Raw genomic sequence first — 26,290 nt, forward strand, 5'->3', positions numbered from 1 at the left:
TCCACCTCCCGTAATCCCCGCCCCCGATGAAAGAGAGAACCCCGATGAGACGCACCCCCGCCCTGGCGGTCGCGACGATCGCCGTCGCAGCGCTCACCCTGACGGCCTGTGGCCGTGGTGACGCAGGCTCGACCGCAAGCGAGACAGGCAAGGACGTCAGCGCAGGCAAGGCCACCGGCACCATCACGGTGTGGGCAATGGGCGCCGAGGGCGAGAACCTGCCCAAGCTCGCCAAGGAGTTCGAGGCAGCCAACCCCGGCGCCAAGGTGAACGTCACCGCGATCCCGTGGGACGCGGCATACCAGAAGTTCACCACCGCGATCACGGCCGGCACGACGCCGGACGCCGCCATGGTCGGCACCACCTGGATGGGTGAGTTCGCCGGTAACGACGCGCTCGACCCGACGCCCCCGTCGATCGACAAGTCGGTCTTCTTCGAGGGCGCCCAGAAGACCACCGAGGTCAACGGCACCTCGTTCGGCGTGCCGTGGTACGTCGAGACCCGGCTGGTCTACTACCGCACCGACCTCGCGAAGAAGGCCGGCATCACCACGCCGCCCACCGACTGGGACGGCCTGAAGTCGATGGCCAAGGCCATGCAGACCAAGGCGGGCGCGAAGTACGGCATCGGCCTCCAGGCCGGCGGTGTCGGCTCGTGGCAGTCGATCATGCCGTTCGGCTGGTCGAACGACGCTGACCTCACCAAGGACGGCGGCAAGGCCTACAACTTCGACAGCCCGCAGGTGCTCGAGGCCGTGAAGTACTACCAGAGCTACTTCAACGAGGGCATCTCCGACAAGGCTGCGCCGGCGACGCCGACCACCGAGCCCGACTTCAAGAGCGGTCGCGTGCCGATGTTCATCTCGGGCCCGTGGATGATGTCCGCGGTCGAGAAGGTCGGTGTGAAGAAGGACCAGTACGACGTCATGCCGATCCCGGCGAAGACCAAGTCGTCGTCGTTCGTGGGTGGGTCCGACCTCGTCGTGTTCAAGAAGTCCAAGCAGCGCGACACCGCCTGGAAGTTCATCCAGTGGCTGAGCGACCCGAAGACCCAGGTCAAGTGGTACTCGATGTCGACCGACCTCCCCGCCGTGAAGTCGGCCTGGCAGGACCCGGCACTGACCGCTGACAAGAAGCTGGCCACCTTCGGCAAGCAGCTCGAGACCGCGCAGGCCCCGCCGAGCTTCCCGACGTGGGAGCAGGTCGTCGCGAGCTTCGACACCGAGATGGAGAAGGTCACCAAGAAGGGCGCCGACCCCGCCGCGGCACTGAAGAGCGTGCAGCAGCAGGCTGACTCGATCGGCACCGGCCAGTAGTCATGGCCGCCACCACCGAGGTGACCCCTCGCGGGGAGACGGGCGAGACCCGCCCGTCCCCCCGCGGGGGTGGTGCCGCGAGGCGGGCACTCCGCGAGGGGCCGGCAGCCTGGATGCTGGCGCTGCCGTTCTGCCTGCTGTTCCTCGTCTTCACCGCGTGGCCGGTGGTCCAGTCGCTCTTCATGAGCCTCACCGACACCAAGTCACGCGACCTGCGGAGCCCGTTCGCGGTCAACGTCGTGGGCTTCGACAACTTCACCAAGGCCTTCTCCGACCCCGTGTTCCGCAAGGCGGCCCTCAACACGGCCTACTTCGTCGTGATCGGGATGCCCCTGACGCTGGGCATCGCGCTGGCAGCGGCGGTCGCGCTCGATCGCGGCATCACCAAGTTCCGGTCGGCGTTCCGCCTGGGCTTCTACCTGCCGGTGATCACCTCGATCGTCGCGGTGGCCGTCGTGTGGCGGTTCCTCCTCCAGGAGGAGTTCGGCCTCATCAACACGGTGCTCGGCTGGGTGGGGATCACCGGGCCAAACTGGCTCGGCGACCCCAACTGGTCGATGCCCGGCCTGATCCTGATGGCAGCGTGGCGCAACTTCGGCACCGCGATGATCATCTTCCTGGCCGGTCTGCAGGGTGTGCCGTGGGTGCTCCACGAGGCCGCCTCGATCGACGGTGCGAGTGCGTGGCAGCGGTTCCGGCACATCACGCTGCCGATGCTGCGCCCGACGATGTTGTTCGTGTCGGTCACCACCTCGATCGGCTACCTGCAGTTCTTCGAGGAGCCGTTCGTGATGACCAACGGTGGCCCGCTGAACAGCACCATCTCGATGTCCATGTACACCTACAAGCAGTTCGGCTTCGGCAACTACGGCTATGCGGCCTCGATGAGCTACATCATCTTCGTCGTCATCGCGATCGTGGCTGCCATCCAGTTCCGCCTGCTGCGTGACAACACGTGAGGTCGTCATGACTGGAATGAACACTCGCGGCCGGGTGCTCCTCTACGGACTGCTCACCGTCCTCCTCGTGGTCGTCATCGCACCCTTCGTGTGGATGATCCTGGGCAGCTTCAAGACCCAGGGCGAGCTCCTGCAGAGCCCGCCGACCTGGTGGCCGGAGACGGTCACCCTCGACAACTACACCCAGCTGTTCTCACGCCTGAACTTCAAGCAGTACTTCTTCAACTCGACGGTCGTGGCGGTCTGCGTCACCGCGGGCAACCTGCTGTTCTGCTCGATGCTCGGCTACGCCCTGGCGATGCTCGACTTCAAGGGCAAGAAGATCCTGTTCATCGTCGTGATGGGCACCCTGATGATCCCCGGCGTCGTGACCTTCGTGCCGCTGTTCGTCCTGGTGGCCAACATCGGGCTCATCGACACCCTGCCCGGACTGATCCTCCCGTTCCTGGCCGCGCCGTTCGGCGTCTTCCTGATGCGCCAGTTCTTCCTGGGCCTGCCCCGCGACCTGCTCGACGCAGGTCGGGTGGACGGTGCCGGAGAGCTGCGGATCTTCCGGCAGATCTTCCTGCCGCTGGCCGGACCGGCGCTGGCAACGCTGGGCATCCTGACCTTCCTCGGCAGCTGGAACAACTTCCTGTGGCCGCTGGTCGTCGCCCAGCAGGAGAAGACGTACACGCTGCCGGTGGCGCTCGCGCTCTACTCCACCGGTCAGAACTCGACGCAGTACGGCTTGCTCCTCGCCGGAGCCACGGTCGTCGTCGTCCCGGTGCTGGCGATCTTCCTGGTCTTCCAGCGCCGCGTGATCGAGGGAATCGCCACCACCGGCATCAAGTAGCAACACCCCGCTCGGCAGCAAGTGAAACCAACCCCTGATTGGAGCCTCACCCATGGCCACCCCCCAGCTCGTCCTCCCCGCCGCCACCCGCCGACAGCTCCTCGTGGGAGCCACGGCGCTGGCCGCGACCGGCCTGACCGCGGGTCGCGCCTCGGCCGGGACCTTCGCCGCGCCTGCCGCACCCGCCGCACCGGCATACCTCGCGTCGACCTCCTCGGCGGCCGCGCAGTCCGCGCGCGTGCACGGCTGGGCCACGGACACCTGGCGCAGCCTGGTGGCCATGACCGACCCGAAGACCGGGCTGCCCGCCGACAACATCGCCGAGTCGCTGGCCGCCGGTGACCGGTCCGGCTACACGTCGCCCACCAACATCGGCGGCTACCTGTGGTCCGCCGTGGTGGCGCGCGAGCTCGGCATCATCTCCAGGGCCGAGTGCACCAAGCGCCTCGTCCAGACCCTGAACACGTTGCTGCGCATGGAGCACCACGAGCCGAGCGGCATGTACTACAACTGGTACGACGAGGCCACCGGCGAGAAGCTCACCACCTGGCCCACCGACGGCAGCCGGGTCGACCCGTTCCTCTCCAGCGTCGACAACGGCTGGCTCGGTGCGGCGCTCAGGGTCGTGATGACGTCCGACAAGGGTGCGGCGCCCCTGGCCAACCGGCTGTTCAGCCGGATGCGCTGGGACAGCTTCTACGACCCGAACGCCTCCCGGAAGCCGGGCCTGATGCACGGTGGCTTCTTCGTGGTCCAGCCGCCCGACCGCACCGACGGCTTCTACGGCAACCACATCGGCATCGGGCCCGACGTCTGGCTCACCAACCACCACTACGACACGACCGTGTCCGAGACCCGCATCACCAGCTACCTCGGCATCCTCACCGGCCAGGTCCCGAAGGAGCACTACTTCGCCATGTGGCGCACCTTCCCCGCGACCTGCGACTGGTCGTGGCACGAGATGCAGCCGGTCGGCGAGAACCGCACCTACTTCGGCGTCGACGTCTACGAGGGCGCCTACACCTACCGCGGCATGCACGTCGTCCCCGGCTGGGGCGGCAGCATGTTCGAGGAGCTCATGCCCGACGTGTTCGTGCCGGAGTCGAGCTGGGCCCCGCGCTCGTGGGGTCTCAACCACACCCTGCACGTCCGCGCCCAGCGTGAGTACGGCCTCAGCGAGACCGGCTACGGCTACTGGGGCTTCTCACCCTCGAGCAACCCGATGGGTGGCTACCGCGAGTTCGGGGTCGACCAGCTGGGGATGAAGCCCGATGGGTACCTCTCGGACATCGACCCGACGGACCCGAAGTTCGTGGGCACGAACTACGACGCCGGGTTCGGCGACTGTCGCGAGGGCATCAACCCGAACCCGGCCTACCGCGACGGCGTCGTCACGCCGCACGCGGCCTTCCTGGCGATGATGCACGAGCCCGACCAGGCCTTCACGAACCTCGCGAAGATCCAGGACGAGCTCAAGGCCTACGGCACCGGCGGCTTCTTCGACGCGGTCGCGGTCAAGTCCGGCCTGATCGCCCGTCGCTACCTGTCGCTCGACCAGGCCATGGTCATGGGCGCGATCGGGAACGTCTTGGCGGACAACGTGATCCGCCGCGCGTTCAGCACCGCCGACGTGGAGCGGGCGCTGCGTCCGGTCATCGGTGTGGAAGAGTTCGGAGCCGGAATCGCCTGACCCCCCGGGACACACCGCGCGCCCCGAGCAAGCCCCTGATGGCCCGGGGCGCGCGGTGCCGGGGGTGGCCGACCGGACGTCCGGTCGCCCAGAGCCCAGCCCACTGAGAGGACCCCATGCACCCGGTCAGGAAGACCAGCCCCGAGGGAGTCGAGTACCGCGACCTCAACGGCAACGACCGCATGGACCCGTTCGAGGACCCGCGCCTGAGCGTCGAGCAGCGCGTCGAGGACCTCCTTCCCCGGCTCTCGCTCGAGGAGAAGGTCGGCCTGATGTTCCAGACCGTCATCGAGGCGGGCGCCGACGGCACGGTCCTCGAGGGGCCGGGTGCCATCAGCAAGTCGGCGACCTCCGACGTGGTGCTGCGCAAGCACCTCACCCACTTCAACGTGCACGCCCTCGACGACGCGCGGATGGCCGCGCGCTGGCACAACGCGCTCCAGACGATCGCCGAGCAGTCTCCCCACGGCATACCGGTCACGATCTCCACCGACCCGAGGCATGCGTTCATCGAGAACGCCGGCACGTCGTTCGCGGCGAAGTCGTTCTCCCAGTGGCCCGAGCCGCTGGGGCTGGCCGCCCTGCGCGACCCCGAGCTGGTGCGGGAGTTCGGCGACATCGCCCGTCAGGAGTACTGCGCGGTCGGCATCCGGGCCGCCCTGCACCCCACCCTCGACCTCGCGACCGAGCCGCGCTGGGCGCGCCAGTCGGGCACCTTCGGCCAGGACCCCGACCTCGTCAGCGAGCTCGCGGTGGCCTACCTGCAGGGCTTCCAGCAGGAGTCGTTGGGCCAGGGCAGCGTCGCCTGCACCAGCAAGCACTTCCCCGGCGGTGGACCGCAGAAGGACGGCGAGGACGCCCACTTCCCCTACGGCCGTGAGCAGGTCTACCCCGGTGGCCGGTTCGCCGACCACCTCAAGCCGTTCCCCCCGATCATCGCCGCCGGCACCGCCGCGATCATGCCCTACTACGGCATGCCGATCGCCCTGGAGATCCACGGCGAGAAGATCGAGGAGGTCGGCTTCGGCTACAACAAGCAGATCGTCACCGGCCTGCTCCGCGGCGCGCTCGGCTACGACGGCGTCGTGGTCACCGACTGGGAGCTGGTCAACGACAACCACGTCGGCGACCAGGTGCTCCCGGCCAGGGCGTGGGGGGTCGAGCACCTCAGCCCGGCCGCCCGGATGGAGCTCATCATCGAGGCCGGGGCAGACCAGTTCGGGGGCGAGGAGTGCGTCGAGCTGCTGCTGGACCTCGTCACCCAGGGGCGGGTGACCGAGGCGCGCATCGACGAGTCGGCCCGCCGGCTGCTCACCGTGAAGTTCCGGCTCGGCCTGTTCGACGACCCGTTCGTGGACGAGGACATGGCCGCAGAAACGTTGGGACGCAAGGACTTCCGTGCCGCCGGGTATGCCGCGCAGGCCAGGTCCGTGACCGTGCTCGTCAATCGTGCGAGCGAGTCCGCGTCGGGTTCGTCGGTGCTCCCGCTGACGAAGGGCCTGCGGGTCTACGCGGAGAACGTGTCACCCGAGGCCGTCGCGGCGTTGGGGGTCGCGGTCGCCCGACCCGAGGACGCCGAGGTGGCCCTGGTGCGGCTGCCCGCGCCCTTCGAGCCGCGCTCCGACCTGTTCCTCGAGTCGTGGTTCCACCAGGGCTCGCTCGACTTCCCGCCCGGTCTGGTCGCCCGGCTCGCGCGGATCGCCGCGCAGTGCCCCCTCGTCGTCGACGTCGTCCTGGACCGCCCGGCGGTCGTCACCCCGCTGCTGCCGCTGGCCAGCGCCTTGGTCGGCAGCTACGGCACCAACGACGAGGCCCTCGTCGACGCCCTGACCGGGGTGATCCCTCCTGAGGGCCGGCTGCCGTTCGACCTGCCGCGCTCGATGGAGCAGGTGCGTCGCCACGGCGAGGACGTCCCCGGCTACGACGACCCGCTGTTCGCCTTCGGACATGGCCTGTCGATCATCTCTACCGTTTGACCGGCTCACCCTTTATGTTTAGGCCGTGAATCCATCCCAGACGGCTCCCGGCTCGCAGGCATCCCTGCGTGAAGCCAACCGTCTGCGCGTCCTGGAGGCCCTGCGCGACCAGGGCGCCATGACGCAGGTGGAGATCGCCGGCTTCACCGGGCTCAGCCCCGCGACCGTCTCCAACATGGTCAAGGAGCTCGACACCTCTGGGGCGGTCGAGCTCGAGCCGAGCATCCGGAACGGCCGGCGGGCGGTCCTGGTCTCGTTGGCGACCGGCAGCACCCTCATCGCGGGCATCGCCTTCGGCGACCGCGACGTGCGGGTCGCGCTCGGCACCGGCCCCCGCGACATCATCGGCCGGCAGCGCATGCCCCTGCCCGCCGACCACGCCGCCGACGAGGGCATGGACCGCGCCTCGCGGCTGCTCCTCGACCTCGTGGAGAAGGCCGGCAAGACGATGGCCGACGTGCGTGCGGTGGGGGTCGGCATCCCCGCTCCGGTCGACGCCGTGTCGGGCCAGGTGGGCAGTGAGAGCATCCTCCCCGGGTGGCGCGGCGTGGCGGTGGCCAAGGAGATGGAGGGCCGGATCCAGGCTCCTGTGGCCGTGGACAACACCTCCAACCTGGCGGCCCTCGGCGAGCTGAGATGCGGTGTGCTGCAAGGGGTTCAGCACGCGGTGTACATCAAGCTGTCCTACGGCGTGGGTGCCGGTCTGATCCTCGACGGCGATGTCTTCCGGGGAGCAGCCGGGACGGCGGGCGAGATCGGCCACCTGACCATCGACGAGAACGGCCCGGTGTGCCGCTGCGGCAACCGCGGGTGCCTCGAGACCTACATCGGTGCCCGCGGGCTGCTCGACGCCCTGGCCTCCTCGCACGGACCGATGAGCCTGCGCGACGTGATCACCCGCGCCCTGGACGGCGACCCCGGCTGCCGCCGGGTGCTCGAGGATGCCGGGCGCCACCTGGGCGTCGCGGTCGCGGGCCTGGTCAACCTGCTCAACCCCGAGGTCATCGTCCTGGGTGGGCAGCTGTCGAAGGTCGGCTCGATCATCATCAGCCCGATGCGTGCCTCGCTCGAGCGGTGTGCCATCCCGAGCGCCGCGGCCTCCGTCGTCGTGCGTGAGGGCGAGCTCGACACCGACGCCGACGTCATCGGCGCGCTGGTGTGTGCCACGGCCCTGCTGCCGGCCAACCAGGCCGTTCTGGCCAGTGCAGCGTCTATTTCTTGAATTCAACTCTTGACGTCAAGGGTTGGTCAGCGCTTAACTCAGGACACGCCCGCACCATCGTGGTTGTCGGCGCCTGACCAAGGGAGTTCAGCTATGCCCACCCGTTCCATTCGTCTCGCCGGGGCCGCTCTCGTGGCTGGCCTCGGCCTCGCGTCGCTCGCCGCGTGTGGCGACAGCGGTGACTCCGGCTCCGGCAGCAGCGGCTCGTCGTCGTCCGGTGGCGGCGGCGCGAAGAAGATCGCGCTCCTGCTTCCCGAGTCGAAGACCACCCGCTACGAGACCTTCGACCGGCCGCTGTTCGAGGCCGCCGTCAAGAAGGACTGCGCCGACTGCACGATCATCTACAGCAACGCCGACCAGGACCCCGCCAAGCAGCAGCAGCAGGCTGAGGCGGCGCTGACGCAGGGTGCCAACGTGCTCGTCCTCGACCCGGTCGACGGCAAGGCCGCCGCCGGTGTCGTCGCCAGCGCCAAGGGCCAGGGCGTCCCCGTCGTCGCCTACGACCGGTTCATCGCCGGCGCCGACTACTACGTCTCGTTCGACAACGAGACGGTCGGCAAGATCCAGGCCCAGACGCTGGTCGACACGATCAAGGCCGGGGGCAAGACCTCGGGCGACATCGTCATGATCAACGGCTCGCCGACCGACCCGAACGCCGCCAGCTTCAAGAAGGGCGCGCACAGCGTGCTGGACTCCAGCGGCTTCAAGATCGCTGCCGAGTACGACACCCCGGACTGGAGCCCCGACAAGGCGCAGGCCTGGATGGAGGGCCAGATCTCGGCCGTCAAGGGGAGCCTCGTCGGCGTCTACGCCGCGAACGACGGCACCGGCGGCGGCGCGATCGCCGCGCTGAAGGCCGGTGGCGTCAAGCCGCTCCCGCCCGTCACGGGTCAGGACTCCGAGCTCGCCGCGATCCAGCGGATCCTCGCCGGCGACCAGGCCATGACCATCTACAAGCCGGTCCCGCCGGAGGCCGAGGCTGCCGCCAAGGCCGCCATCGCACTGGCCAACAAGCAGAAGCCTGCTTCGACCGGTGACACCGACGGTGTGCCCTCGACCATCCTCGACCCGATCGCGGTCACCAAGGACAAGGTCAAGGACACGATCATCAAGGACAACGTCTACAAGGTCGCCGACATCTGCACGGGTGCCTTCGCCGCAGTCTGCACTGCGGCCGGCATCAGCTGACGACAGGCCAGCGGGTGGGAGCAGCGCCTCGGCGCCGTTCCCACCCGCTGGCGTAGGCGGCAGACTGCGGGGCGGGAGTACTCCGTCCAGATCAGCGCCCCGGCAGGCGCGCCACCGCACCCGGCTCAACCGAACCACCGAAGGACTGACATGACAGCGACCCTCTCGCCCCCGACGACCGCGGTCCTTGCACTGACCGGCGTCTCCAAGCGCTTCGGTGCAGTGCAGGCTCTCAAGGACATCGACTTCGACGTCCACTCGGGCGAGGTCGTGGCCCTGGTCGGCGACAACGGCGCCGGCAAGTCGACGCTCGTCAAGACGATCGCCGGCGTCTACACGCCCGACGAGGGGCAGATGACCTTCGACGGCAAGGCCGCCAGCGTCGCCAGCCCCGCGGAGGCACAGCACCTCGGCATCGCCACCGTCTTCCAGGACCTCGCGCTCTGCGACAACCTCGACGTGGTCGCCAACCTGTTCCTCGGCCGCGAGCTCTACCGCGGTCGCGCCCTCGACGAGGTGACCATGGAGCAGGAGTCCTGGCGGCTGCTGCGCCAGCTCAGCGCCAAGATCCCGTCGGTGCGGATCCCGGTGGCCAGCCTCTCCGGTGGCCAGCGCCAGACCGTCGCGATCGCCCGGTCGCTGCTCGGCGCACCCAAGGTGGTCATGCTCGACGAGCCCACGGCCGCCCTCGGTGTCGCCCAGACCGCCGAGGTGCTCAACCTCGTCGAGCGGCTTCGCGAGAACGGCCTCGGTGTCATCCTCATCAGCCACAACATGTCCGACGTGATGGCCGTCGCCGACCGGGTCAGCGTCCTGCGGCTCGGTCGCAACAACGGCACGTTCAACGTCGCCCAGACCACGAGCCAGGAGATCATCGCCGCGATCACCGGCGCGACCACGAACGCCGTCTCGCAACGGGCCGCCCGCCGCGCGGTGACCCCCGAGCCCACCGGCGCCGATGCCGGTCCCGACACCGGAGCCACCTCGGAGGAGCAGTCATGAGCACCCCCACCCCAACCCCTACCCCTACCCCTGAGGCCCAGACCGCGGACGCCACGGCTGCCCTGCCCGCCGACCTGCAGGACGAGCGGCTGATCGCGTCGCAGGGCGTCGGTGGCTTCCTCCGCGCCTTCCTGTCGCGGCTGCGCAGCGGTGACCTCGGCTCGCTGCCGGTCGTCGTCGGCCTGGTCGTCATCTGGGGCGTCTTCGCCCTGCGCAACGACGCCTTCCTCTCCAGCCGGAACCTCGTCAACCTCACCCAGCAGAGCGTCCCGACGGGCATCATCGCGCTCGGCATCGTGCTCGTGCTCCTGCTCGGGGAGATCGACCTGTCGGTCGGCTCGATCAGCGGTCTGTCCGCCGCGATCCTCGCTGTCGGCTTCGTCGGCCACGGGTGGGCCCTTCCCCTCGCGATCATCGCGGCCCTGCTCGCGGGGGCCGTCATCGGCGCGGTCTACGGCGTGCTCTACACGCGGTTCGGCGTGCCCAGCTTCGTCATCACGCTGGCCGGGCTGCTCGGCTTCCTCGGCCTGCAGCTGAAGGTGCTCGGCAAGGAGGGGTCGATCAACATCCCGTTCGACTCCGCGATCGTGCAGTTCTCGGCGCTGAAGTTCCTGCCCGACGCCACGGCCTACGCCGTCGTCGTCGCCGCAGTCGTGATCTACGCCCTCCTGCGCCTGCGCTCCAACCAGCGTCGCGCGGTGGCCGGGCTGTCCACCACGCCGGTCGCCACCCTCGCGGTGCGCTCCGTGGCGCTCCTGCTGCTTCTCGGGGTCCCGGTCTACGTCCTCAACCGGGACCGCGGGGTCTCCTACATGTTCGTGCTGTTCCTCGCGCTGGTGGTCATCTTCGACTTCGTCATCCGGCGCACGTCGTGGGGTCGCTCGGTGCTGGCCATTGGCGGCAACGTCGAGGCAGCCCGGCGCGCAGGCATCAACGTCAAGCGGATCTACGTCACGGTCTTCGTGTTCTGCTCGACGCTGGCTGCGCTCGGTGGCCTTCTGGCCGCCGGCCGGCTCGCTGCGGCCAACCAGAGCAGCGGTGGTGGCGACGTGAACCTCAACGCCATCGCGGCAGCCGTCATCGGTGGCACGTCACTCTTCGGTGGTCGCGGGTCGGCCTACTCCGCCCTGCTCGGCATCCTGGTCATCCAGTCGATCTCCAACGGCCTCAGCCTGGTCAACCTCGGCTCCCCGGAGCGCTACATGATCACCGGGGGTGTCCTGCTGCTCGCGGTCATCGTCGACTCCCTCAGCCGTCGCAGCCGCGCCGCCCACGGTCGCGCCTGACGGTTCGAGCCGCACCCACCCACACAGGAGGGGTATGCCGGGTGGTCACCACCCGGCATACCCCTCCTGCCGTCGTCCCACCTTTATCGGGTCTAGCAGGAAGGTTGACCCTCGCACGGGTTCTGAACCGGTGCGAGGGTCAACGTTCTTGCTTGACCCGATAAAGCTGAGGACCGTGGGGTGGAGGATCAGCGGGTGGCGAGCTCTGCGGCCTGGCGCTGGGACCACACGCGGTCGGCTGCGTCGATGCTGGCCCGTGAGCGCAGGTCGACCCCAGCGCGCCGGGCGGCCGCCTTGGCCTCGGCCGTCGTCAGGTCCGGCGCCCGGAACTGCTCGGGGCTGATCGAGGAGTCGGCGGCGGCATAGTGGCGCTGCTGCGACGCGAGCCGGTCGGCCGACAGCTCGGCCTGGCGCAACGTCGCGCTGCTGACCCTGAACGCACTGCCCGTGAGCGGCGTGCTGACCAGCGGGGCGTAGCCGTCGCGGTGCCCCGCGACGTTGGGGTGGTAGCTCTCGCCGACCGGGTTGGACAGGCCGTTGAGCCACTCGACGTCGTCACAGACCGCATGCCCGATGAACCGGCTGGTCGGGTTGACGAAGGTGAACCCCTTCGCCGCGGCCTGGGCGGAGGTCTTGCTGTTGAGCAGGTCGGCGGTCTGGTTGAGCCGGGTCTCCTCAGCAGGGGAGAACCAGGTGAAGGCGTTGCAGTCCTCGCCCTGGAAGATGCGGGGGTAGCCGACGACGACCACCTTGGCGTTGGGCGCCTTCGCCTTGATCGAGGCGTAGAGCGTTGACAGCCGCGCCGGGATGGTGTTGTTGATGAGGTTCTGGGCACCGTCGATCGCACCGTTGCAGTTGCTCATCCAGCCGGGCTGCGCGCACTCGGTGAGCACGTCGGCGAAGCCAGCATCGTTGCCCCCCACCGAGATCGACACCTGCGTCGTCGCCGTCGTGAGCGCGCTCAGCTGGGTGTTGGTCACGTCGGCGATCTTGGCGCCGGAGCAGGCGCGGAAGTTGAGGGTCAGTCCCTTGCTCGCCGAGATGAGCGAGGGGTAGGCGTACACCGAGCGCTGGCACGAGGTGCCGTCGTTGATGTAGCTCCGGGTGCCGGTGCCCGAGGAGTACGAGTCGCCAAGGGCCACATACGAGTTCGCGGCCTGCGCGGGTGCTGCCGACAGAGTGAGGGCGGTCGCGGCGCCGAGTGCCACGAGCGCGCCGAACGTGCGGGTCATCGCCATTGATTTCTCCCTGCAGTCCAGTGGATCGGTGGTCGCACAGTAGGGCTGGGAAATCGGGGGTGGCGTCCTGCGCGCGAACCCTTGCCAAGTCCTTACCTCAGGTGGGGACGATCCGGAGGCGGGCTCGGGGCCTCCGCGGGGGTGTGCCGCCGCGGGGCCGGGTCATCCTCGCGCCAACCGGAGGTGGGCCGCTGACCTGCGCAAACGCCGGGTTCTGAGTGGCGGGTCAGGCCTGCGTGGCATAGGAAGGGAGGAGCGGCGTGACACGGCGTCGCTCGACGACAGGGAGAACAGCCATGACCGAAACCCCCCTGAACGAAGCAAGCGACGACGAGGGCGGCATCGGACCGTCCGACGGCGGTGCGGCGGGCATGCCGGGCAGCGCGGACGACGGTGGCGCCGACGGTGGTGCTGACGGTGGTGCGGGCGAGGGTCCGGCCGACGGTGGCGCGAACCTCGGTGGTCACGACGGTGGGGCCGACGGTGGTGCTGACGGTGGTGCCGACGGTGGTGCTGACGGTGGTGCCGACGGTGGTGCGGATGGGGGTGCCGGCGAGGGTCCGGCCGACGGTGGCGCGAACCCCGGTGGCCACGACGGTGGTGCCGACGGCGGTGCCGACGGCTCCTGAGCGCCCCGACCCGCGACCGGTGAGCCGGTGACCACGACGTCATCGCACCGGGTGCCCGCCACGAGCGGTGGGCACCCGGTGCTGTCGCGCCTCCTGGCCGTCCCGTCCGCCGAGTTCGCCGAGCGGCACTGGTCGCGCACCCCGCTGCTCAGCAGGGCCGCCGACCTGCCCAGGTCGTTCGACGACCTGTTCTCCGCCGCCGCCGTCGACGAGCTGGTTTCCGGGCGAGGGCTGCGGACCCCCTTCCTGCGGATGGCCAAGGAGGGCACCACCCTCGAGGACCGCAGCTTCACGCGAGGCGGTGGGATCGGTGCCGCCATCGCCGACCAGGCCAGCGACGACGCCGTCCTCCAGCACTTCGCCGACGGAGCGACGCTGGTGCTGCAGGGGCTGCACCGCACCTGGCGGCCGGTCGTCGACTTCTCCCAGTCGCTCGCTGCCGAGCTCGGGCACCCGGTGCAGGTGAACGCCTACGTGACCCCGCCGGGCAACACCGGTTTCAGCGACCACTACGACGTCCACGACGTCTTCGTCCTCCAGGTCGCGGGGGAGAAGCGCTGGCGGATCCGTCCTCCGGTGCACGAGCTGCCGTTGCGCGACGAGCCGTGGACCGCCCACCGCGCCGCGGTCGAGGAGGCGGCCCGCGCCGCTCCGTTGATCGAGGAGACCTTCGCGCCGGGTGACTGCCTCTACCTGCCGCGCGGCTACCTGCACTCCGCGACGGCGTTGGGCGGCACCAGCATCCACCTCACGATCGGGGTGCACGCCTGGACCCGGCGGCACGTCGCCGACGAGCTGCTGCACGCCGCCGTCGCGCGGGCGAGCCGCGCCACCCAGCTGCGCGAAGCCCTCCCCCTGGGGACCGACCTGGTCGGCGAGGGGGCAGCGAGCGACGACGTGGAGGTGGTGCGGGCAGCCCTGCTCGAGGCACTGGCGGAGGTCGACGCGAACGACCTCGCGACCGGGCTGGCCGGCGCGGCTCGGGCGGCCCAGCGGCCCGCCCCACTGGCGCCCCTGGCGCAGGCCGAGGCCGCGAACGCCCTCACCCCCGGGACCCGGGTGGCCCTGCGGGCGCACGTCGCAGCGACCCTCGTGCCGGCCGCCGGTGGCCGCACCGTGCTGCGAAGCAGGGTCGGGTCGCAGGCCGTCGAGCGGCCGGACCTGGCCGTCGTCGAGCAGCTGCTCGAGTCGGGTTCGGCCACGGCGGCCGAGCTCGGCCTCGAGCTCACCCGCGCCCTCCTGCGCGCCGGCGTCGTCGTCCCTGCATGACCACGCCCCTGTGCTCGACGTCGGCGCGACGTCGGCGCGACCCGATGCTCGGCACCGCCGCTCCCGCCATCCGGTGGCTGCTCATCGAGCACCCGGGCGGGTGGGCGCCGGCGGCCCTCGACAGCCCCGGCATCCACGACGACGTGGCGGACCACCTGCACCGGACCGCACTGACCGTCGGGGGTCGGGTCGTGCTGGTCCGCCGACCCGGCCGGGCCGCGGTCCCGGGGCCACCGGAGCTGCGTCGCTGGACCGTGCTCGACCTCGACGGTCGGCAGCAGTGGGGCACCTGGCGCCGGTCCGAGGACCTGCTCGCTGCCGGCGCGGCCCTGCTCCACGGCCCGGCCGACTCCCTCGCGGGCCATCCGCCGGACCCACTGTTCCTGGTCTGCACGCACGGTCGGCACGACGTCTGCTGTGCGGTCAGGGGTCGCCCCGTCGCCCAGGCCCTCGCGGTCCGCTGGCCGCAACAGACCTGGGAGTGCACGCACATCGGCGGCGACCGGTTCGCGGCCAACCTGCTCGTCGTCCCCGACGGCACCGTCTACGGCGGGCTCGACGCGGCGACCGCGGTGGACGTCGTGCAGTCGCACCTCTCCGGGTCGGTGGACCTCGAGCACCTGCGCGGGTTCTCGGCCCACCGGCCGCCGGTGCAGGCCGCCCTCGCGGCGGTGCTGCGGGCGCACGGCCCGGCCGGTGCCGGCGACGTGACCCCCGGCGAGGTGGTCGCCGACGGCGGGCTCTGGCGCGTCGAGGTGCTGGGTCGCGGCGCGTTGCCGGCCCGGTCGCTGGTGACGGTGCGACGCACCAGCCAACCGCCCGCCAGGCTGACCTGTCGCGCCGAGGCCGACGCCACGGCATACGTGTGGACGGCAGTGGTCGCCGACCCGGTCGGCTGAGCAATCTCGGCCCATTGGCCGAAACCCCGGGCACCACGCCCTCGCTGGCCCCCGGAACTCGGCCCAATGGCCGAAACCCCGCGCGCCGACCCGGTCGGCTGGCTCAGGCCACGCGTCCGCCGCAGGACGCCGAACCGAGCCAGGTGTGCGGGTTGCCCTCCCAGCACCACCCCAGCCGCGGGTGCCCCTTGCTCACCCAGAGCGCGGCCACCCGCTTGCTCGCGTCCCGCGCCCCAGGCAGGAAGAAGGCGTTGCGGTCCTTGAGGATCCCCGGCCACAGCGCCAGCAGGCTGACGCCCTCGTCGACGGTGAGCGGCGTGCGGCCCTCGGCCGCGATGAGCGGCACCGCGTCCCTGGCCCGCACGTCGAGGGTCGCCGTCCCGGTGTCGACGTCGGTGACGAGGTATGCCGCGTGGTCGGGGACATCGACGCCTTGGATCGGGCGGTAGCCGGCCAGGTCGTCGGCGGTGTACTCGGTCCAGCCGGTCGTGGCCTTCCAGTGCACCGTGGGTAGGGCCCGGTCGGCGGTGACGAGGCGCGAGGTCACGACGAGCGCGAAGGGGATGCGGTCCTCCGCCGTGGCCTCGGCTCGGAAAGCCTTGTCCCGCCACGGCTCCAGCTGGTCGACGAAGGCCCGTTCGGTCAGTCCAGCGAGGGCCGGGTAGCCGGCGTCGAGGTAGGCCTGGACCTGCCGGTCGAACTCCGTCGCGGTGTCGGTCAGGGCCTGGGCCTGGGTGTCGGTCTGGGAATGGGTGGTGGTCGGGCGGTGGGTGTCGGTCGGCGTCTGGGTCACGGTTCCTCCGGTCACGAGCGGGTGGCCGAGGTTCAACGGGGGGCGGCGGTCACGCGTTCCCGGCTCTGCTCCAGGTCCGGTCCGCAGGCGCGGGCCGGGGCGGCCGCACCGGTCGCGCCGGCCTCGGCCGCCGGCACCGTCGCGGCGGGTGCTGCGCCCTCGATCCGCGAGCCGTTGATGAGGGTCACGTCGTCATAGGCCGGACGCCCCTCGATGACGTTGCGGAACTGGTAGCGGGTCAGCGACGCCAGGCGGCAGTCGGTCCCGAAGGTGGCGATGTCGAAGGCCGACGGCTGGCCGGTGAGCTCGCCGACGTCGCCCTTGGTCCCGTTCGCGGAGCCCGTGCCGTCACTCGCGATGAAGTGGCTGAACGGGCCGCCCCCGGTGAAGGTGCCCACGCCGATCCGTGAGCCCTGGAGCTGGCTGGCGTGCAGGTGCCCGTTCACGCGGATGCCCGCGCGCGCCACGTCCTCGGCCGCGGCCGGCTCGTGCGAGGCGACGATGTCGGGCACCGGCTCGTCGGCCATCGTCGCGTTGTACCGGGCCGCGGCCGGCTTCTGCTTGGCGGCGTTGTTCGTGTTGTCGTCGCCGAACCAGCGGGGGTCGTTGAAACCGGCGATGCGCAGGCCGTGGATGCTCTCGACCACGTAGGTCTCGTCGTCCGGCTCGAGCAGCACCACGTTGCGGACGGCCGCGAGCCGGTCGAGCAGCTCCCGGTCGACGTCGGAGCGCCCGTCGTGGTTGCCCTTGACGAAGAGGTACGGAACGCCGAGGGAGGCGATGCCCTGGAAGAGACCGGCGGCGTCGGCCTCGGTGGCGCTGCCGAAGTTGACCAGGTCGCCCGAGTCGATGACCGCGTCGATCCGCTCCTGCTGGACGATCGTCTTCATCAGCGCGTACTGGTTGGCCCCGTGGATGTCCGAGACGAGGAGGATCCGCGCGGCGACCGGTTGGTCCAGGGCTTGCGGCGCGTACTTGTCCTGGAGCGCCGCGGACAGGGCCAGGAGGTTCTTGAGGTAGGGCGTCACCTGCTCGGCGCGGGTCTCGACGCCCTCCAGCAGGTCGGCGTTGCGCTGCACCGTGCCGAGGATGCCGGTCGTGCTGAAGCTGTCCAGCCGCTCCGGCTGGTAGGACAGCCCGATCACGCCGAACGTCGCGACGCACGAGGCGACCCACACCGAGGCGACCACGGCGGTCCACCGCAGGTCGGGGCGCCGCCGGCGCCACGCGGCATACCCGCCGAGGCAGAGGAGGGCGACGACGAGGGCGCCGGCCGCGAACCGCCAGGCGAGGGCGATCACGCCGCCGCGCGCCGCGCGCTCGAGCTCGAGCGGGCCCGGCTGGAGGGACTGCACCGAGATGTTGGGGCGGGCGAGCAGGTCGGTGATGCGCTCCTTCACGTGGACCTGGGCCACCACCCCGGGGGCCGGCACGGGACCACCGAAGTCGAGCTTGATGTCGCCGAAGATCGTGGGGCTCTGGATCTTGGAGATGTCACCCGGGTCGAGTGAGAGCCGCAGGTCTGCCCCGTAGTTGAGCGTGTCCGCAGGGCTCGGGAAGAGCGTGGTCGCGGCCACGCCGCCGCTGTTGCAGGCGACGAAGAGCAGCACCAGCGCGCCGAACCGCAGCAGCCACCGGGACGCACGCCTCCAGCGACGTGGGCTCTCCGGGGGCGTGCTCACCGGTCCACCGTAACCGGCCGCCGTCGGCGCCTCCTAGGCTGGCGGGTATGCCGCGACGCCTGGGGACGCTGGAAGGCCGCACCTTCGCGGCGGTGCTGTTCGACATGGACGGGACGCTGATCGACTCGATCCCGACGGTCGTCCGGTCGTGGCTGCGGTGGGCGCAGGAGGAAGGTGTCGACCCGCACGACCTGGCGGGTTTCCACGGGGTGCCGGCGCGCGGGGTCATCTCGGCGCTGCTGCCGCCGGAGCGCGTCGAGTCGGCGTTCGAGCGGATCGAGGCGATCGAGATCGCCGACACCGAGGGCATCACCGTCCTGCCCGGCACCCTCGACGCGCTCGCCGTCTTGACCGGTGACCCGGAGCTCTGCGCCATCGCGACCTCGTGCACCCGACCGCTTGCCGACGCGCGTCTGGTCGCCACCGCACTCCCGGCGCCACGGGTGGTCGTCACCGCCAGCGACGTGGCGGAGGGCAAGCCGCACCCCGACCCGTTCCTGCTGGCCGCCGCCCGGCTCGGGGTCGACCCCACCGACTGCCTGGTCGTCGAGGACGCCCCGGGCGGACTCGAGGCGGCCCGCGCGGCGGGGTGCTCGACCCTGGCCGTCACGACGACGACCGTCGCCGCCGACCTGCTCGCCGACGCCGTGGTCGGCACCCTCGCGGACGTGCGGTTCACCGTCGAGGCGGGTCGGGTCGCGCTCACCGCCCGGTAGCCCACGGCTCGGGCCGGCCCCCGGACGGGACCACCCGGCATACCGCCGTGTTATCCATTGCCAAAGGTGAGGTTATAGTCGGACGCATTGCCCTCCGCCGACGCGACCGCGTCGCCCTCCCCAAGGAACCTCCCATGCGCACCCGCTTGTCCTTCGTCGCCGTCCTGCTCGCTGCCACCACCGCACTCGCGGCGTGTGGCGGTGGCTCGTCCAGCCCCGAGACCGACCTCGCCCGCGTCAAGGAGGCAGGGGTCCTCAAGATCGGCACCGAGGGCACGTACTCGCCGTTCAGCTACCACGACCCGACGAACAACCAGCTCACCGGCTACGACGTCGAGGTCGCCAAGGCCGTGGCGGCCAAGCTCGGGGTCAAGGCGGAGTTCGTCGAGACGCCGTGGGACGCCATCTTCGCGGGCCTCACCTCGAAGCGCTTCGACGTCATCGCCAACCAGGTGACCCGCAACAGCGAGCGCGAGGGCCTCTACGGGCTCAGCTCGACCTACACGGTCTCCGAGGGCGTCATCGCCACCCGCGCCGACGACTCCTCGATCACCGCGCTGGCCGATCTCAAGGGCAAGAAGACGGCCCAGAGCCTCACCTCCAACTGGGCGCAGGTCGCCAAGGACGCGGGCGCCAAGGTCGAGGGCGTGGAGGGCTTCACCCAGGCCGTCACCCTCGTGAAGCAGAAGCGCGTCGACGCCACCGTCAACGACAACCTGGCCGTCCTCGAGTACCAGAAGTCCACCGGCGACACCTCGATCAAGATCGCTGCCGAGACCGGTGAGACCTCCGAGCAGGTCGTCGCCACTCGCAAGGACTCCGACCTCGTCGCCGCGATCAACACGGCCCTCGCCGAGCTGCAGGAGGACGGCACGCTGAAGAAGATCTCGGAGAAGTACTTCAGCACCGACGTCTCCGTGAAGCAGTAGTCCGGCGGTGGACGGACAGACCCTCACCCTGGTCGGGGACAGCCTCTGGCCACTGCTCAAGGCGTTGGTGCTCGGGACCATCCCGCTCACCGCGGCGAGCTTCGTCATCGGCCTGGCGATCGCCCTCGTCGTGGCGCTGATGCGGCTGTCCCCGCTGCGCGTGGTGTCTGGCGTCGCCCGCGTCTACATCTCGATCATCCGGGGGACGCCGCTGCTACTGCAGCTGTTCCTCATCTACTACGGCCTGCCCTCGGTGGGGATCCGGTTCGATCCCTTCCCCGCCGCCATCATCGCGTTGTCCCTCAACGTCGGTGGGTATGCCGCGGAGGTGATCCGGGCGGCGATCCTGTCGGTCCCCAAGGGCCAGTGGGAGGCCGCCTCGACGATCGGGATGGGTTACACCACCACCCTGCGCAAGGTCGTCCTCCCCCAGGCCACCCGCAACGCCATCCCGCCGCTGTCCAACACGCTGATCTCGCTGGTCAAGGACACCTCGCTGGCGTCCGCGGTCCAGGTCGGAGAGCTGCTGCGGAAGGCGCAGGAGGTCGCGGCGCCGACGTTCCAGTTCTTCGAGCTCTACGCGGTGGCAGCCGCCTATTACTGGGTCGTCTGTCATCTCCTGTCGCTGGTGCAGAACCGGCTCGAGAAGCGAGAGAACAGGTACGTGGCGCGATGACCGACTCCCTGGGGTACACCCCGACCTCGCAGGACCCTGCGGAGGGTGCGCTGGTGTCCGTGCGCGGCCTGGCCAAGGCGTTCGGCGACAACCAAGTGCTCCGCTCGATCGACTTCGAGGTGCACGCCGGCTCGGTCACGGTGCTGATCGGACCGTCGGGCTCCGGCAAGACGACGGTGCTGCGCTCGCTCAACGCCCTCGAGCGACCGGACGCCGGGCAGGTGCGGATCGGGCATGTCGACGTCGACTTCTCCGGGCCGGTGGCCAAGGACGACCTGGTCCGGCTGCGCGCCCAGAGCGGCATGGTGTTCCAGGCCCACAACCTGTTCCCGCACATGACCGTCCTCCAGAACGTCACGGTGGGCCCGGTCGTCGTGCAGGAGCGCCCGGAGGCGGAGGTGGAGCGCGAGGCCCGCGCGTTGCTCGAGGCCGTGGGCCTGGCGGAGAAGGCCGACGCCTACCCGTTCCAGCTGTCCGGCGGCCAACAGCAGCGGGTCGGGATCGCCCGGGCCCTGGCGATTCGGCCGCAGCTCATGCTCTTCGACGAGCCGACCTCGGCCCTCGACCCCGAGCTGGTGGGTGAGGTGCTCGCGACGATGAAGGACCTCGCCACCCAGGGCTGGACCATGGTCGTGGTGACCCACGAGATCCGCTTCGCCCAGCAGGTCGCCGACCAGGTGCTCTTCATGGACGGCGGCGTCATCGTGGAGCGGGGCACCCCGGCCGAGGTGCTCTCCCAGCCCAAGACCGAGCGGGCCCGCCAGTTCCTGCAACGGATCCTGGACCCGTTGTAACCGGCCCGTGGCGGCCGTCGGGGGCCGTAGGGTGCGGTCATGGACGCTGACGTCATCGTGGTCGGAGCCGGCCTGGCCGGACTCGTCGCTGCCGCCGAGCTGGCCGACGCCGGACGCCGGGTGGTAGTGGTCGACCAGGAGAGTGCCGCCAACCTCGGCGGGCAGGCGCACTGGTCGTTTGGCGGGCTGTTCCTGGTCGACAGCCCGGAGCAGCGGCGGATGGGCATCAAGGACACCGTCGACCTCGCCTGGCAGGACTGGCAGGGCTCGGCCGGGTTCGACCGGCTCGAGGACGAGGACAAGTGGGGCTCGCAGTGGGCGCGCGCCTACGTCGACTTCGCGGCCGGCGAGAAGCGGGCCTGGCTGCACCAGCAGGGGATGCGGTTCTTCCCGGTCGTCGGGTGGGCCGAGCGGGGTGACGGGTCCGCCTCGGGCCACGGCAACTCCGTGCCGCGGTTCCACATCGTCTGGGGCACCGGTCCCGGGGTGCTGGCGCCGTTCCTGCGTCGCGTGCAGGAGCACGTCGCGGCCGGGCTGGTGGAGCTGCGGCACCGCCACCAGGTCGACGAGCTGGTCACCAGCGACGGCGCCGTCACCGGCGTGCGCGGGACGCTGCTGGCCGACGACGAGGCGTCGCGGGGCCGGCCGACCAGCCGCGATGCCGTGGGCGAGTTCGAGCTGACCGCGCAGGCCGTCATCGTCACCAGCGGCGGCATCGGCGCCAACCACGACCTGGTCCGCGCCAACTGGCCGGCGCGACTGGGCCCGCCGCCGGAGCACATGCTCACCGGGGTGCCGGCCCACGTCGACGGCCGGATGCTGGCCATCACCGAGGCCGCGGGTGGGCGCTTGGTCAACCGCGACCGGATGTGGCACTACGTCGAGGGCATCGAGAACTGGGACCCGATCTGGCCGTCCCACGCGATCCGCATCCTGCCCGGGCCGAGCTCTTTGTGGTTCGACGGCAACGGCGACCGGCTCCCACCGCCGCTGTTCCCGGGTTTCGACACCCTCGGCACGCTGGCCCACCTGCGCCAGACCGGGCACGACCACAGCTGGTTCATCCTGACCACCAAGATCATCGGCAAGGAGTTCGCGCTCTCCGGGTCGGAGCAGAACCCCGACCTGACCGGGAAGTCGGTCAAGGACGTGCTGGGTCGCGCGCGGGCCGACATGCCCGCCCCGGTGCGGGCGTTCCTCGACAAGGGAGCCGACTTCGTCTCGGCCGGCACCCTGCGCGAGCTGGTCGACAAGATGAACGCCCTGACCCCCGATGCCCCCCTCGACCTCGCCCACATCGAACGGCAGGTCGTCGAGCGCGACCGCCAGATCGACAACGACTTCAGCAAGGACGCCCAGGTCACCGCGGTCCGTGGGGCGCGGAACTACCGTGGCGACAAGCTGATCCGCACGGCCACCCCGCACCACATCCTCGACCCCAAGGCCGGACCGCTCATCGCGGTACGCCTCAACATTCTCACCCGCAAGACCCTCGGCGGGCTGGAGACCGACCTCTCGTCGCGCGTCCTGTCCGCGTCGGGTGAGCCGGTGCCCGGCCTGTATGCCGCGGGCGAGGTGGCCGGGTTCGGCGGCGGTGGGATGCACGGCTACCGCGCGCTGGAGGGCACCTTCCTCGGCGGCTGCATCTTCTCGGGCCGCTCCGCCGGACGGGCCGCCGCGGCAGCAACCGCCTGACCCGGCATACCCCGGGTCCCCGCCGGGTCGATGTGAACACGCCGGTCATCACCGGCGTGTTTACATCGAACCGGGGGAGGTGGTCGGGGTCGTGGCGCGTGACCCCAGGGCCGCCGGCTCGTTGACGGGGTAGACCCGCACCCTGGAGGACCCATGCGCCGCACCGCATCCCTTGTCCCTGCACGCCTCGCCGCCGGCCTCGCCGTCGCCCTGACCGCCGGCCTGCTCGGCGCAGGGGGTGCCCAGGCGCACGGTGACCGCAAGGACGACGCGCACCGGGCCACGGAGAAGCGGGCTGCCTATGCAGGCGGCACCTCGGTGCCGCTGGTCAACAGCCCGAACACCCAGCTCGCCGCGAACTTCCCCGAGACGGCCGGCATCTCCGGGTGCTTCCTCAAGACCGCACCGTTGTTCGTGATGTCCTCGCTGGACTCGCTGAGCGTCTTCGACGTCAGTGACCCCGTGGCGCCGAAGCTCGTGGGCACCCTGCCCAACCTCGTCTTCGAGAACGAGGCGATCAACTGTGGGGAGCGCAAGACCAGGACCGGCACGAAGCGGTTCGCGCTCATCGGGGTCGACACCTATGACGTATCGGCCGACATCCAGCACACCGCCTCCGCACTGGGTGGCAAGGAGCTCATCGTCGTCGACGTGACCGACCCCACCACGCCGCGGCTCCAGTCCAGCGCCACCGCATCGACCAGCACCCACACCGTGGCCTGCGTGGACGACCGCGACTGCCGTTACGCCTACTCGGCGGGTGGCCGGACGAACTTCTCGCTGATGGACCTCGACAACCTCGATGCTCCCCACGAGGTCGACGCCGACTCGGCCCTCGCCGGGGTGCAGCCGTTCGCCTCACCCTCGGGCGGCCACAAGTGGAACTTCGACCGGGCCGGCTTCGCCACGCACACGGGCTACAACGGCTCCTCCGTCTTCGACGTGCGTGACCCGGTGCACCCGCGCCTGGTCACCACCACCGGCCTCGCGGGCCGCGGGTTCGAGGCCGACGGCGTCACGAAGAACGGCTACAACGACTTCATCCACCACAACTCCTACCGCCCGAACGCCGAGGCCTTCATCGCCGACGCGGCGCCGAGCCTGGCGAACGGCAACGTCCTGCTCGTGACCGAAGAGGACTACGAGCAGGTCGACTGCTCGAAGGCCGGCTCGTTCCAGACCTGGTGGGTCAAGCGCCTGGACGGTACCCCGGACGCGATCGTGCCGCTGGACAAGGTGGAGGTGGCCGACCTCGGCTCCTTCCCGTTGCCGGTCGGCGGTTTCTGCTCGGCGCACTGGTTCGACTTCCACCCGTCCGGCATCGTCACCGTGGGCTTCTACGGTGGCGGTACGCAGCTCGTCGACGTGCGCGACCCCCGCGACATCAAGCCGTACGGTCACGCTGTCTGGGGCGCCTCGGAGGTGTGGGACTCCTACTGGGTGCCGGACTACAACGAGCGGGACGTGCGGACCGACCGCAAGACGAACATCGCGTACTCGGTCGACCTGGTCCGTGGTCTGGACGTCTACACCGTCGACCTTCCGGGACAGACGTCCGGGCCCGCGTCCGCCCTGCCGCACGGGCTGGTCCCCTGACCCACCCGGTCAGGGGAGACGGTCGCGGACGATGCCGTCGAGCACTCCGAGCGGCACGCTGCCGCCGTCGAGCACGGCGTCGTGGAACGCCTTGATGTCGAAGGCGTCGCCCTGGCGCTCCTGGGCCTCGCGGCGGATGCGCAGGATCTCGAGCCGACCGATCATGTAGCCGCAGGCCTGGCCGGGCAGCACGGCATACCGGTTGACCTCGCTCGTGACGTTGGCCGTCGACATCGGGGAGTTGGCGACCATGTAGTCGATCGCCTGCTGGCGGCTCCAGCCCAGGGCGTGCAGTCCCGTGTCGACGACGAGCCGGCAGGCGCGCACCGAGTCCATGGTCAGCATGCCGAGCCGGGTCAGCGGCGTGGAGTAGAGCCCCATCTCGTCGGCCAGTCGCTCCGTGTAGAGACCCCAGCCCTCGGCGTAGGCGTTGAAGACGGTGTGCCGGCGCAGGGCCGGCAGGTCGGTGAGCTCGGCCGCGATGGCGAGCTGCAGGTGGTGGCCCGGGATGCCCTCGTGGTAGCTGAGCGCCTCGATCTCGACCCGACCCCAGGCGGATGGGTCGGAGGTGTTGACGTAGAAGACACCGCCACGGGAGCCGTCGTCCGACGGCGGGTAGTAGAAGCCGAGCGCGCCATGGGTGGTGGTCTTGATGGCGCAGTCGGCCGCGGGCAGCCGGTTGAACCAGGCCGGCATCTCGGCCCGCGCCCGGGCGAACGCGGTCTCGCAGTCGGCGAGGATCTCGGCTGCGTCGTGGTGGCGCAGGGCCGGGTCGGTGCGCAGTCGGTCGTAGATCGCCGGGACGTCGGACGTGCCGAGGACCTCGCCACCGAGGGCCGAGTACTCGTCCTCGAGGGAGGCGATCTGTTGCAGCCCCAGGTCGTGGATCTCCTGCGCGCCCAGCGTCGTGGTGGTGTTGGCGGCCAGGGCGCGCGCGTAGGTCTGCTCACCGTCGGGGAGCCAGACCAGCCCGCACTTCTCGTCTGGTCGGGTGTGGGCCGCCACCTCGTCGGCCAGGACGTCGCGGTACTCCTGCAGGCCCGGGCGGACCTGGTGCTCGATGGCGTCGGTCAGCCGAGCCCGCCACGCATCGACGTCGACGTCGGCGGGCAGGTCGGCCGTCCTGAGCAGTGGGTCCTCGGACAGTGGCGTGGCCAGCCAGGCGTCGAGCTGCGGGATCGTCTCGGCCACGGCGAAGGCGGCCGGGGCGCGCCCGGAGGCGACCCCCTCGCGGTGCCGCTGGGCGGCGTCGCGCAGGTACTGGCCCATGCCGTGGAACTTGCTCACCATCGCCTCGGCGACGTCGGCGTTGGGGATGGCGAGGTTCGCGACGGTCAGCGGGAGGTCGACCTGCGGGCCGAAGACCGGGTTGACCGCGAACTCGGCGGTGCGGCTCTCCGCGGTGTCGGCCGCGCTGGTGGCCTGGAAGGCGACGACGTCGCGAGTGGCGCGGTCCTGCAGGCTGAGCCCGTCGTCCGGGATCGCGGCAGCCCGGGCGGCGAACTCGCGCGAGGCGGCGATGAGGTCGTCCTCCGCGGCCCGGCTCGCGTCGTCGAACCGGTCGGCGAACCGGTAGTCACCCACCATGTGCGCCCAGCTCGGGCTCGTCCGCATCCAGTGGTCGTGGTAGTCGTCAGCCAGCTGTCGCACGTCGTCCGTCATGCCCCGAACGTACCGGCCTGCCCCTCCTCCACGCGCGGTCGGCGCCCGACTTCGGCGAACGCCGCAGCGGTGACCTGGTGCGGACCTTGATGGAGGACCCGGACCGCGCGTCGTTCGCGGCCCGCCGAGCTGGGGCTCGATCCCCGGGGTGGTCTCGCCGTCGCGGCGTTCTTGCTGCCGTGCGTGGAGCCGGTGACGAGAATCGAACTCGCGTGTCCAGCTTGGGAATCTAGTCGGA

At 70.6% G+C, this 26,290-nt stretch carries 22 protein-coding genes; 18 read left to right on the top strand and 4 right to left on the bottom strand.

Annotation, left to right across the window (positions count from 1 at the left end; all coding sequences use genetic code 11):
• Window positions 1-44 precede the first annotated feature (44 nt).
• From ASG91_RS04590 to ASG91_RS04630, 9 genes are all read left to right on the top strand, one after another.
• Window positions 45-1,316 carry a sugar ABC transporter substrate-binding protein gene (locus ASG91_RS04590; RefSeq protein WP_056921444.1) on the top strand — a complete coding sequence of 424 codons (1,272 nt, stop codon included), beginning with the start codon at window positions 45-47 and terminating at the stop codon, window positions 1,314-1,316.
• Window positions 1,317-1,318: 2 nt separating this feature from the next.
• Window positions 1,319-2,275, top strand: a complete 957-nt coding sequence (locus ASG91_RS04595; protein WP_056921445.1) for a carbohydrate ABC transporter permease — start codon at window positions 1,319-1,321, stop codon at window positions 2,273-2,275.
• Window positions 2,276-2,282: 7 nt separating this feature from the next.
• Window positions 2,283-3,110, top strand: coding sequence for a carbohydrate ABC transporter permease (locus ASG91_RS04600; RefSeq protein WP_056921446.1), 828 nt, complete (start codon window positions 2,283-2,285; stop codon window positions 3,108-3,110).
• A 52-nt stretch (window positions 3,111-3,162) separates the two neighbouring features.
• Complete coding sequence (locus ASG91_RS04605) at window positions 3,163-4,800, top strand: glucoamylase family protein (protein ID WP_056921447.1); 1,638 nt, start codon at window positions 3,163-3,165, stop codon at window positions 4,798-4,800.
• Window positions 4,801-4,916: 116 nt separating this feature from the next.
• Window positions 4,917-6,776, top strand: a complete 1,860-nt coding sequence (locus tag ASG91_RS04610; RefSeq protein WP_056921448.1) for a glycoside hydrolase family 3 protein — start codon at window positions 4,917-4,919, stop codon at window positions 6,774-6,776.
• Window positions 6,777-6,801: 25 nt separating this feature from the next.
• Complete coding sequence (locus ASG91_RS04615; RefSeq protein WP_056921449.1) at window positions 6,802-7,998, top strand: ROK family transcriptional regulator; 1,197 nt, start codon at window positions 6,802-6,804, stop codon at window positions 7,996-7,998.
• Window positions 7,999-8,091: 93 nt separating this feature from the next.
• On the top strand, window positions 8,092-9,186 hold the full coding sequence (locus tag ASG91_RS04620) for a sugar ABC transporter substrate-binding protein (protein ID WP_056921450.1): 1,095 nt from the start codon (window positions 8,092-8,094) through the stop codon (window positions 9,184-9,186).
• Window positions 9,187-9,336: 150 nt separating this feature from the next.
• Window positions 9,337-10,188, top strand: a complete 852-nt coding sequence (locus tag ASG91_RS04625; RefSeq protein WP_056921451.1) for an ATP-binding cassette domain-containing protein — start codon at window positions 9,337-9,339, stop codon at window positions 10,186-10,188.
• On the top strand, window positions 10,185-11,474 hold the full coding sequence (locus ASG91_RS04630) for a sugar ABC transporter permease (protein WP_056921452.1): 1,290 nt from the start codon (window positions 10,185-10,187) through the stop codon (window positions 11,472-11,474). Before ASG91_RS04625 ends, ASG91_RS04630 begins: the two co-directional genes overlap by 4 nt.
• 188 nt (window positions 11,475-11,662) lie before the next feature.
• Here ASG91_RS04630 and ASG91_RS04635 read toward each other — a convergent pair whose 3' ends face one another.
• Window positions 11,663-12,712 (bottom strand): SGNH/GDSL hydrolase family protein, encoded by a 1,050-nt coding sequence (locus ASG91_RS04635; protein ID WP_056921453.1) that lies wholly within the window; start codon window positions 12,710-12,712, stop codon window positions 11,663-11,665.
• Between the two features lie 296 nt (window positions 12,713-13,008).
• Here ASG91_RS04635 and ASG91_RS04640 point away from each other — a divergent pair, with 296 nt between their 5' ends.
• The 3 genes from ASG91_RS04640 to ASG91_RS04650 are packed head-to-tail and all read left to right on the top strand — an operon-like array spanning window position 13,009 to window position 15,509.
• The gene (locus ASG91_RS04640) at window positions 13,009-13,341 is read left to right on the top strand and encodes a hypothetical protein (RefSeq protein ID WP_056921454.1); all 333 of its coding nucleotides are present in this window, start codon (window positions 13,009-13,011) and stop codon (window positions 13,339-13,341) included.
• 27 nt (window positions 13,342-13,368) lie between these two features.
• A complete protein-coding gene (locus ASG91_RS04645) occupies window positions 13,369-14,610 on the top strand; it encodes a cupin domain-containing protein (RefSeq protein ID WP_056921455.1) in 1,242 nt (413 codons plus the stop codon).
• Window positions 14,607-15,509 carry a sucrase ferredoxin gene (locus tag ASG91_RS04650; RefSeq protein ID WP_056921456.1) on the top strand — a complete coding sequence of 301 codons (903 nt, stop codon included), beginning with the start codon at window positions 14,607-14,609 and terminating at the stop codon, window positions 15,507-15,509. The genes ASG91_RS04645 and ASG91_RS04650 overlap by 4 nt, the downstream gene beginning before the upstream one ends.
• A 103-nt stretch (window positions 15,510-15,612) precedes the next feature.
• On the opposite strand, the gene ASG91_RS04655 is transcribed toward ASG91_RS04650, so the two are convergent.
• Window positions 15,613-16,302 carry a DUF5701 family protein gene (locus ASG91_RS04655; RefSeq protein WP_157606037.1) on the bottom strand — a complete coding sequence of 230 codons (690 nt, stop codon included), beginning with the start codon at window positions 16,300-16,302 and terminating at the stop codon, window positions 15,613-15,615.
• A 32-nt stretch (window positions 16,303-16,334) separates the two neighbouring features.
• Window positions 16,335-17,984, bottom strand: coding sequence for a metallophosphoesterase (locus ASG91_RS04660; protein WP_056921457.1), 1,650 nt, complete (start codon window positions 17,982-17,984; stop codon window positions 16,335-16,337).
• A gap of 47 nt (window positions 17,985-18,031) precedes the next feature.
• Between ASG91_RS04660 and ASG91_RS04665 the strand changes: the two genes are divergently transcribed.
• From ASG91_RS04665 to ASG91_RS04690, 6 genes are all read left to right on the top strand, one after another.
• On the top strand, window positions 18,032-18,700 hold the full coding sequence (locus ASG91_RS04665; RefSeq protein ID WP_056921458.1) for an HAD-IA family hydrolase: 669 nt from the start codon (window positions 18,032-18,034) through the stop codon (window positions 18,698-18,700).
• A gap of 134 nt (window positions 18,701-18,834) precedes the next feature.
• Window positions 18,835-19,629 (top strand): amino acid ABC transporter substrate-binding protein, encoded by a 795-nt coding sequence (locus ASG91_RS04670; protein WP_056921459.1) that lies wholly within the window; start codon window positions 18,835-18,837, stop codon window positions 19,627-19,629.
• Between the two features lie 7 nt (window positions 19,630-19,636).
• On the top strand, window positions 19,637-20,305 hold the full coding sequence (locus ASG91_RS04675; RefSeq protein ID WP_056921460.1) for an amino acid ABC transporter permease: 669 nt from the start codon (window positions 19,637-19,639) through the stop codon (window positions 20,303-20,305).
• On the top strand, window positions 20,302-21,099 hold the full coding sequence (locus tag ASG91_RS04680) for an amino acid ABC transporter ATP-binding protein (protein WP_082593909.1): 798 nt from the start codon (window positions 20,302-20,304) through the stop codon (window positions 21,097-21,099). The genes ASG91_RS04675 and ASG91_RS04680 overlap by 4 nt, the downstream gene beginning before the upstream one ends.
• A 39-nt stretch (window positions 21,100-21,138) precedes the next feature.
• Window positions 21,139-22,794, top strand: coding sequence for an FAD-binding dehydrogenase (locus tag ASG91_RS04685; protein ID WP_056921461.1), 1,656 nt, complete (start codon window positions 21,139-21,141; stop codon window positions 22,792-22,794).
• Between the two features lie 153 nt (window positions 22,795-22,947).
• Window positions 22,948-24,390 (top strand): hypothetical protein, encoded by a 1,443-nt coding sequence (locus ASG91_RS04690; RefSeq protein WP_056921462.1) that lies wholly within the window; start codon window positions 22,948-22,950, stop codon window positions 24,388-24,390.
• 9 nt (window positions 24,391-24,399) lie between these two features.
• Here ASG91_RS04690 and ASG91_RS04695 read toward each other — a convergent pair whose 3' ends face one another.
• The gene (locus ASG91_RS04695) at window positions 24,400-26,052 is read right to left on the bottom strand and encodes a DUF885 family protein (RefSeq protein ID WP_056921463.1); all 1,653 of its coding nucleotides are present in this window, start codon (window positions 26,050-26,052) and stop codon (window positions 24,400-24,402) included.
• Between the last annotated feature and the right edge of the window lie 238 nt (window positions 26,053-26,290).

The sequence above is a fragment of the Phycicoccus sp. Soil802 genome, from assembly GCF_001429605.1.
GTDB lineage: Bacteria > Actinomycetota > Actinomycetes > Actinomycetales > Dermatophilaceae > Pedococcus.

Bases quoted from the DNA above. Each gene is read 5' to 3' on its own strand.
- ASG91_RS04625 (WP_056921451.1), top strand. From the start codon at position 9,337: ATGACAGCGACCCTCTCGCCCCCGACGACCGCGGTCCTTGCACTGACC.
- ASG91_RS04690 (WP_056921462.1), top strand. From the start codon at position 22,948: ATGCGCCGCACCGCATCCCTTGTCCCTGCACGCCTCGCCGCCGGCCTC.
- ASG91_RS04635 (WP_056921453.1), bottom strand. From the start codon at position 12,712: ATGGCGATGACCCGCACGTTCGGCGCGCTCGTGGCACTCGGCGCCGCG.
- ASG91_RS04620 (WP_056921450.1), top strand. From the start codon at position 8,092: ATGCCCACCCGTTCCATTCGTCTCGCCGGGGCCGCTCTCGTGGCTGGC.
- ASG91_RS04670 (WP_056921459.1), top strand. From the start codon at position 18,835: ATGCGCACCCGCTTGTCCTTCGTCGCCGTCCTGCTCGCTGCCACCACC.
- ASG91_RS04665 (WP_056921458.1), top strand. From the start codon at position 18,032: ATGCCGCGACGCCTGGGGACGCTGGAAGGCCGCACCTTCGCGGCGGTG.
- ASG91_RS04685 (WP_056921461.1), top strand. From the start codon at position 21,139: ATGGACGCTGACGTCATCGTGGTCGGAGCCGGCCTGGCCGGACTCGTC.
- ASG91_RS04600 (WP_056921446.1), top strand. From the start codon at position 2,283: ATGACTGGAATGAACACTCGCGGCCGGGTGCTCCTCTACGGACTGCTC.
- ASG91_RS04610 (WP_056921448.1), top strand. From the start codon at position 4,917: ATGCACCCGGTCAGGAAGACCAGCCCCGAGGGAGTCGAGTACCGCGAC.
- ASG91_RS04680 (WP_082593909.1), top strand. From the start codon at position 20,302: ATGACCGACTCCCTGGGGTACACCCCGACCTCGCAGGACCCTGCGGAG.
- ASG91_RS04650 (WP_056921456.1), top strand. From the start codon at position 14,607: ATGACCACGCCCCTGTGCTCGACGTCGGCGCGACGTCGGCGCGACCCG.
- ASG91_RS04590 (WP_056921444.1), top strand. From the start codon at position 45: ATGAGACGCACCCCCGCCCTGGCGGTCGCGACGATCGCCGTCGCAGCG.
- ASG91_RS04630 (WP_056921452.1), top strand. From the start codon at position 10,185: ATGAGCACCCCCACCCCAACCCCTACCCCTACCCCTGAGGCCCAGACC.
- ASG91_RS04605 (WP_056921447.1), top strand. From the start codon at position 3,163: ATGGCCACCCCCCAGCTCGTCCTCCCCGCCGCCACCCGCCGACAGCTC.
- ASG91_RS04595 (WP_056921445.1), top strand. From the start codon at position 1,319: ATGGCCGCCACCACCGAGGTGACCCCTCGCGGGGAGACGGGCGAGACC.
- ASG91_RS04640 (WP_056921454.1), top strand. From the start codon at position 13,009: ATGACCGAAACCCCCCTGAACGAAGCAAGCGACGACGAGGGCGGCATC.
- ASG91_RS04695 (WP_056921463.1), bottom strand. From the start codon at position 26,052: ATGACGGACGACGTGCGACAGCTGGCTGACGACTACCACGACCACTGG.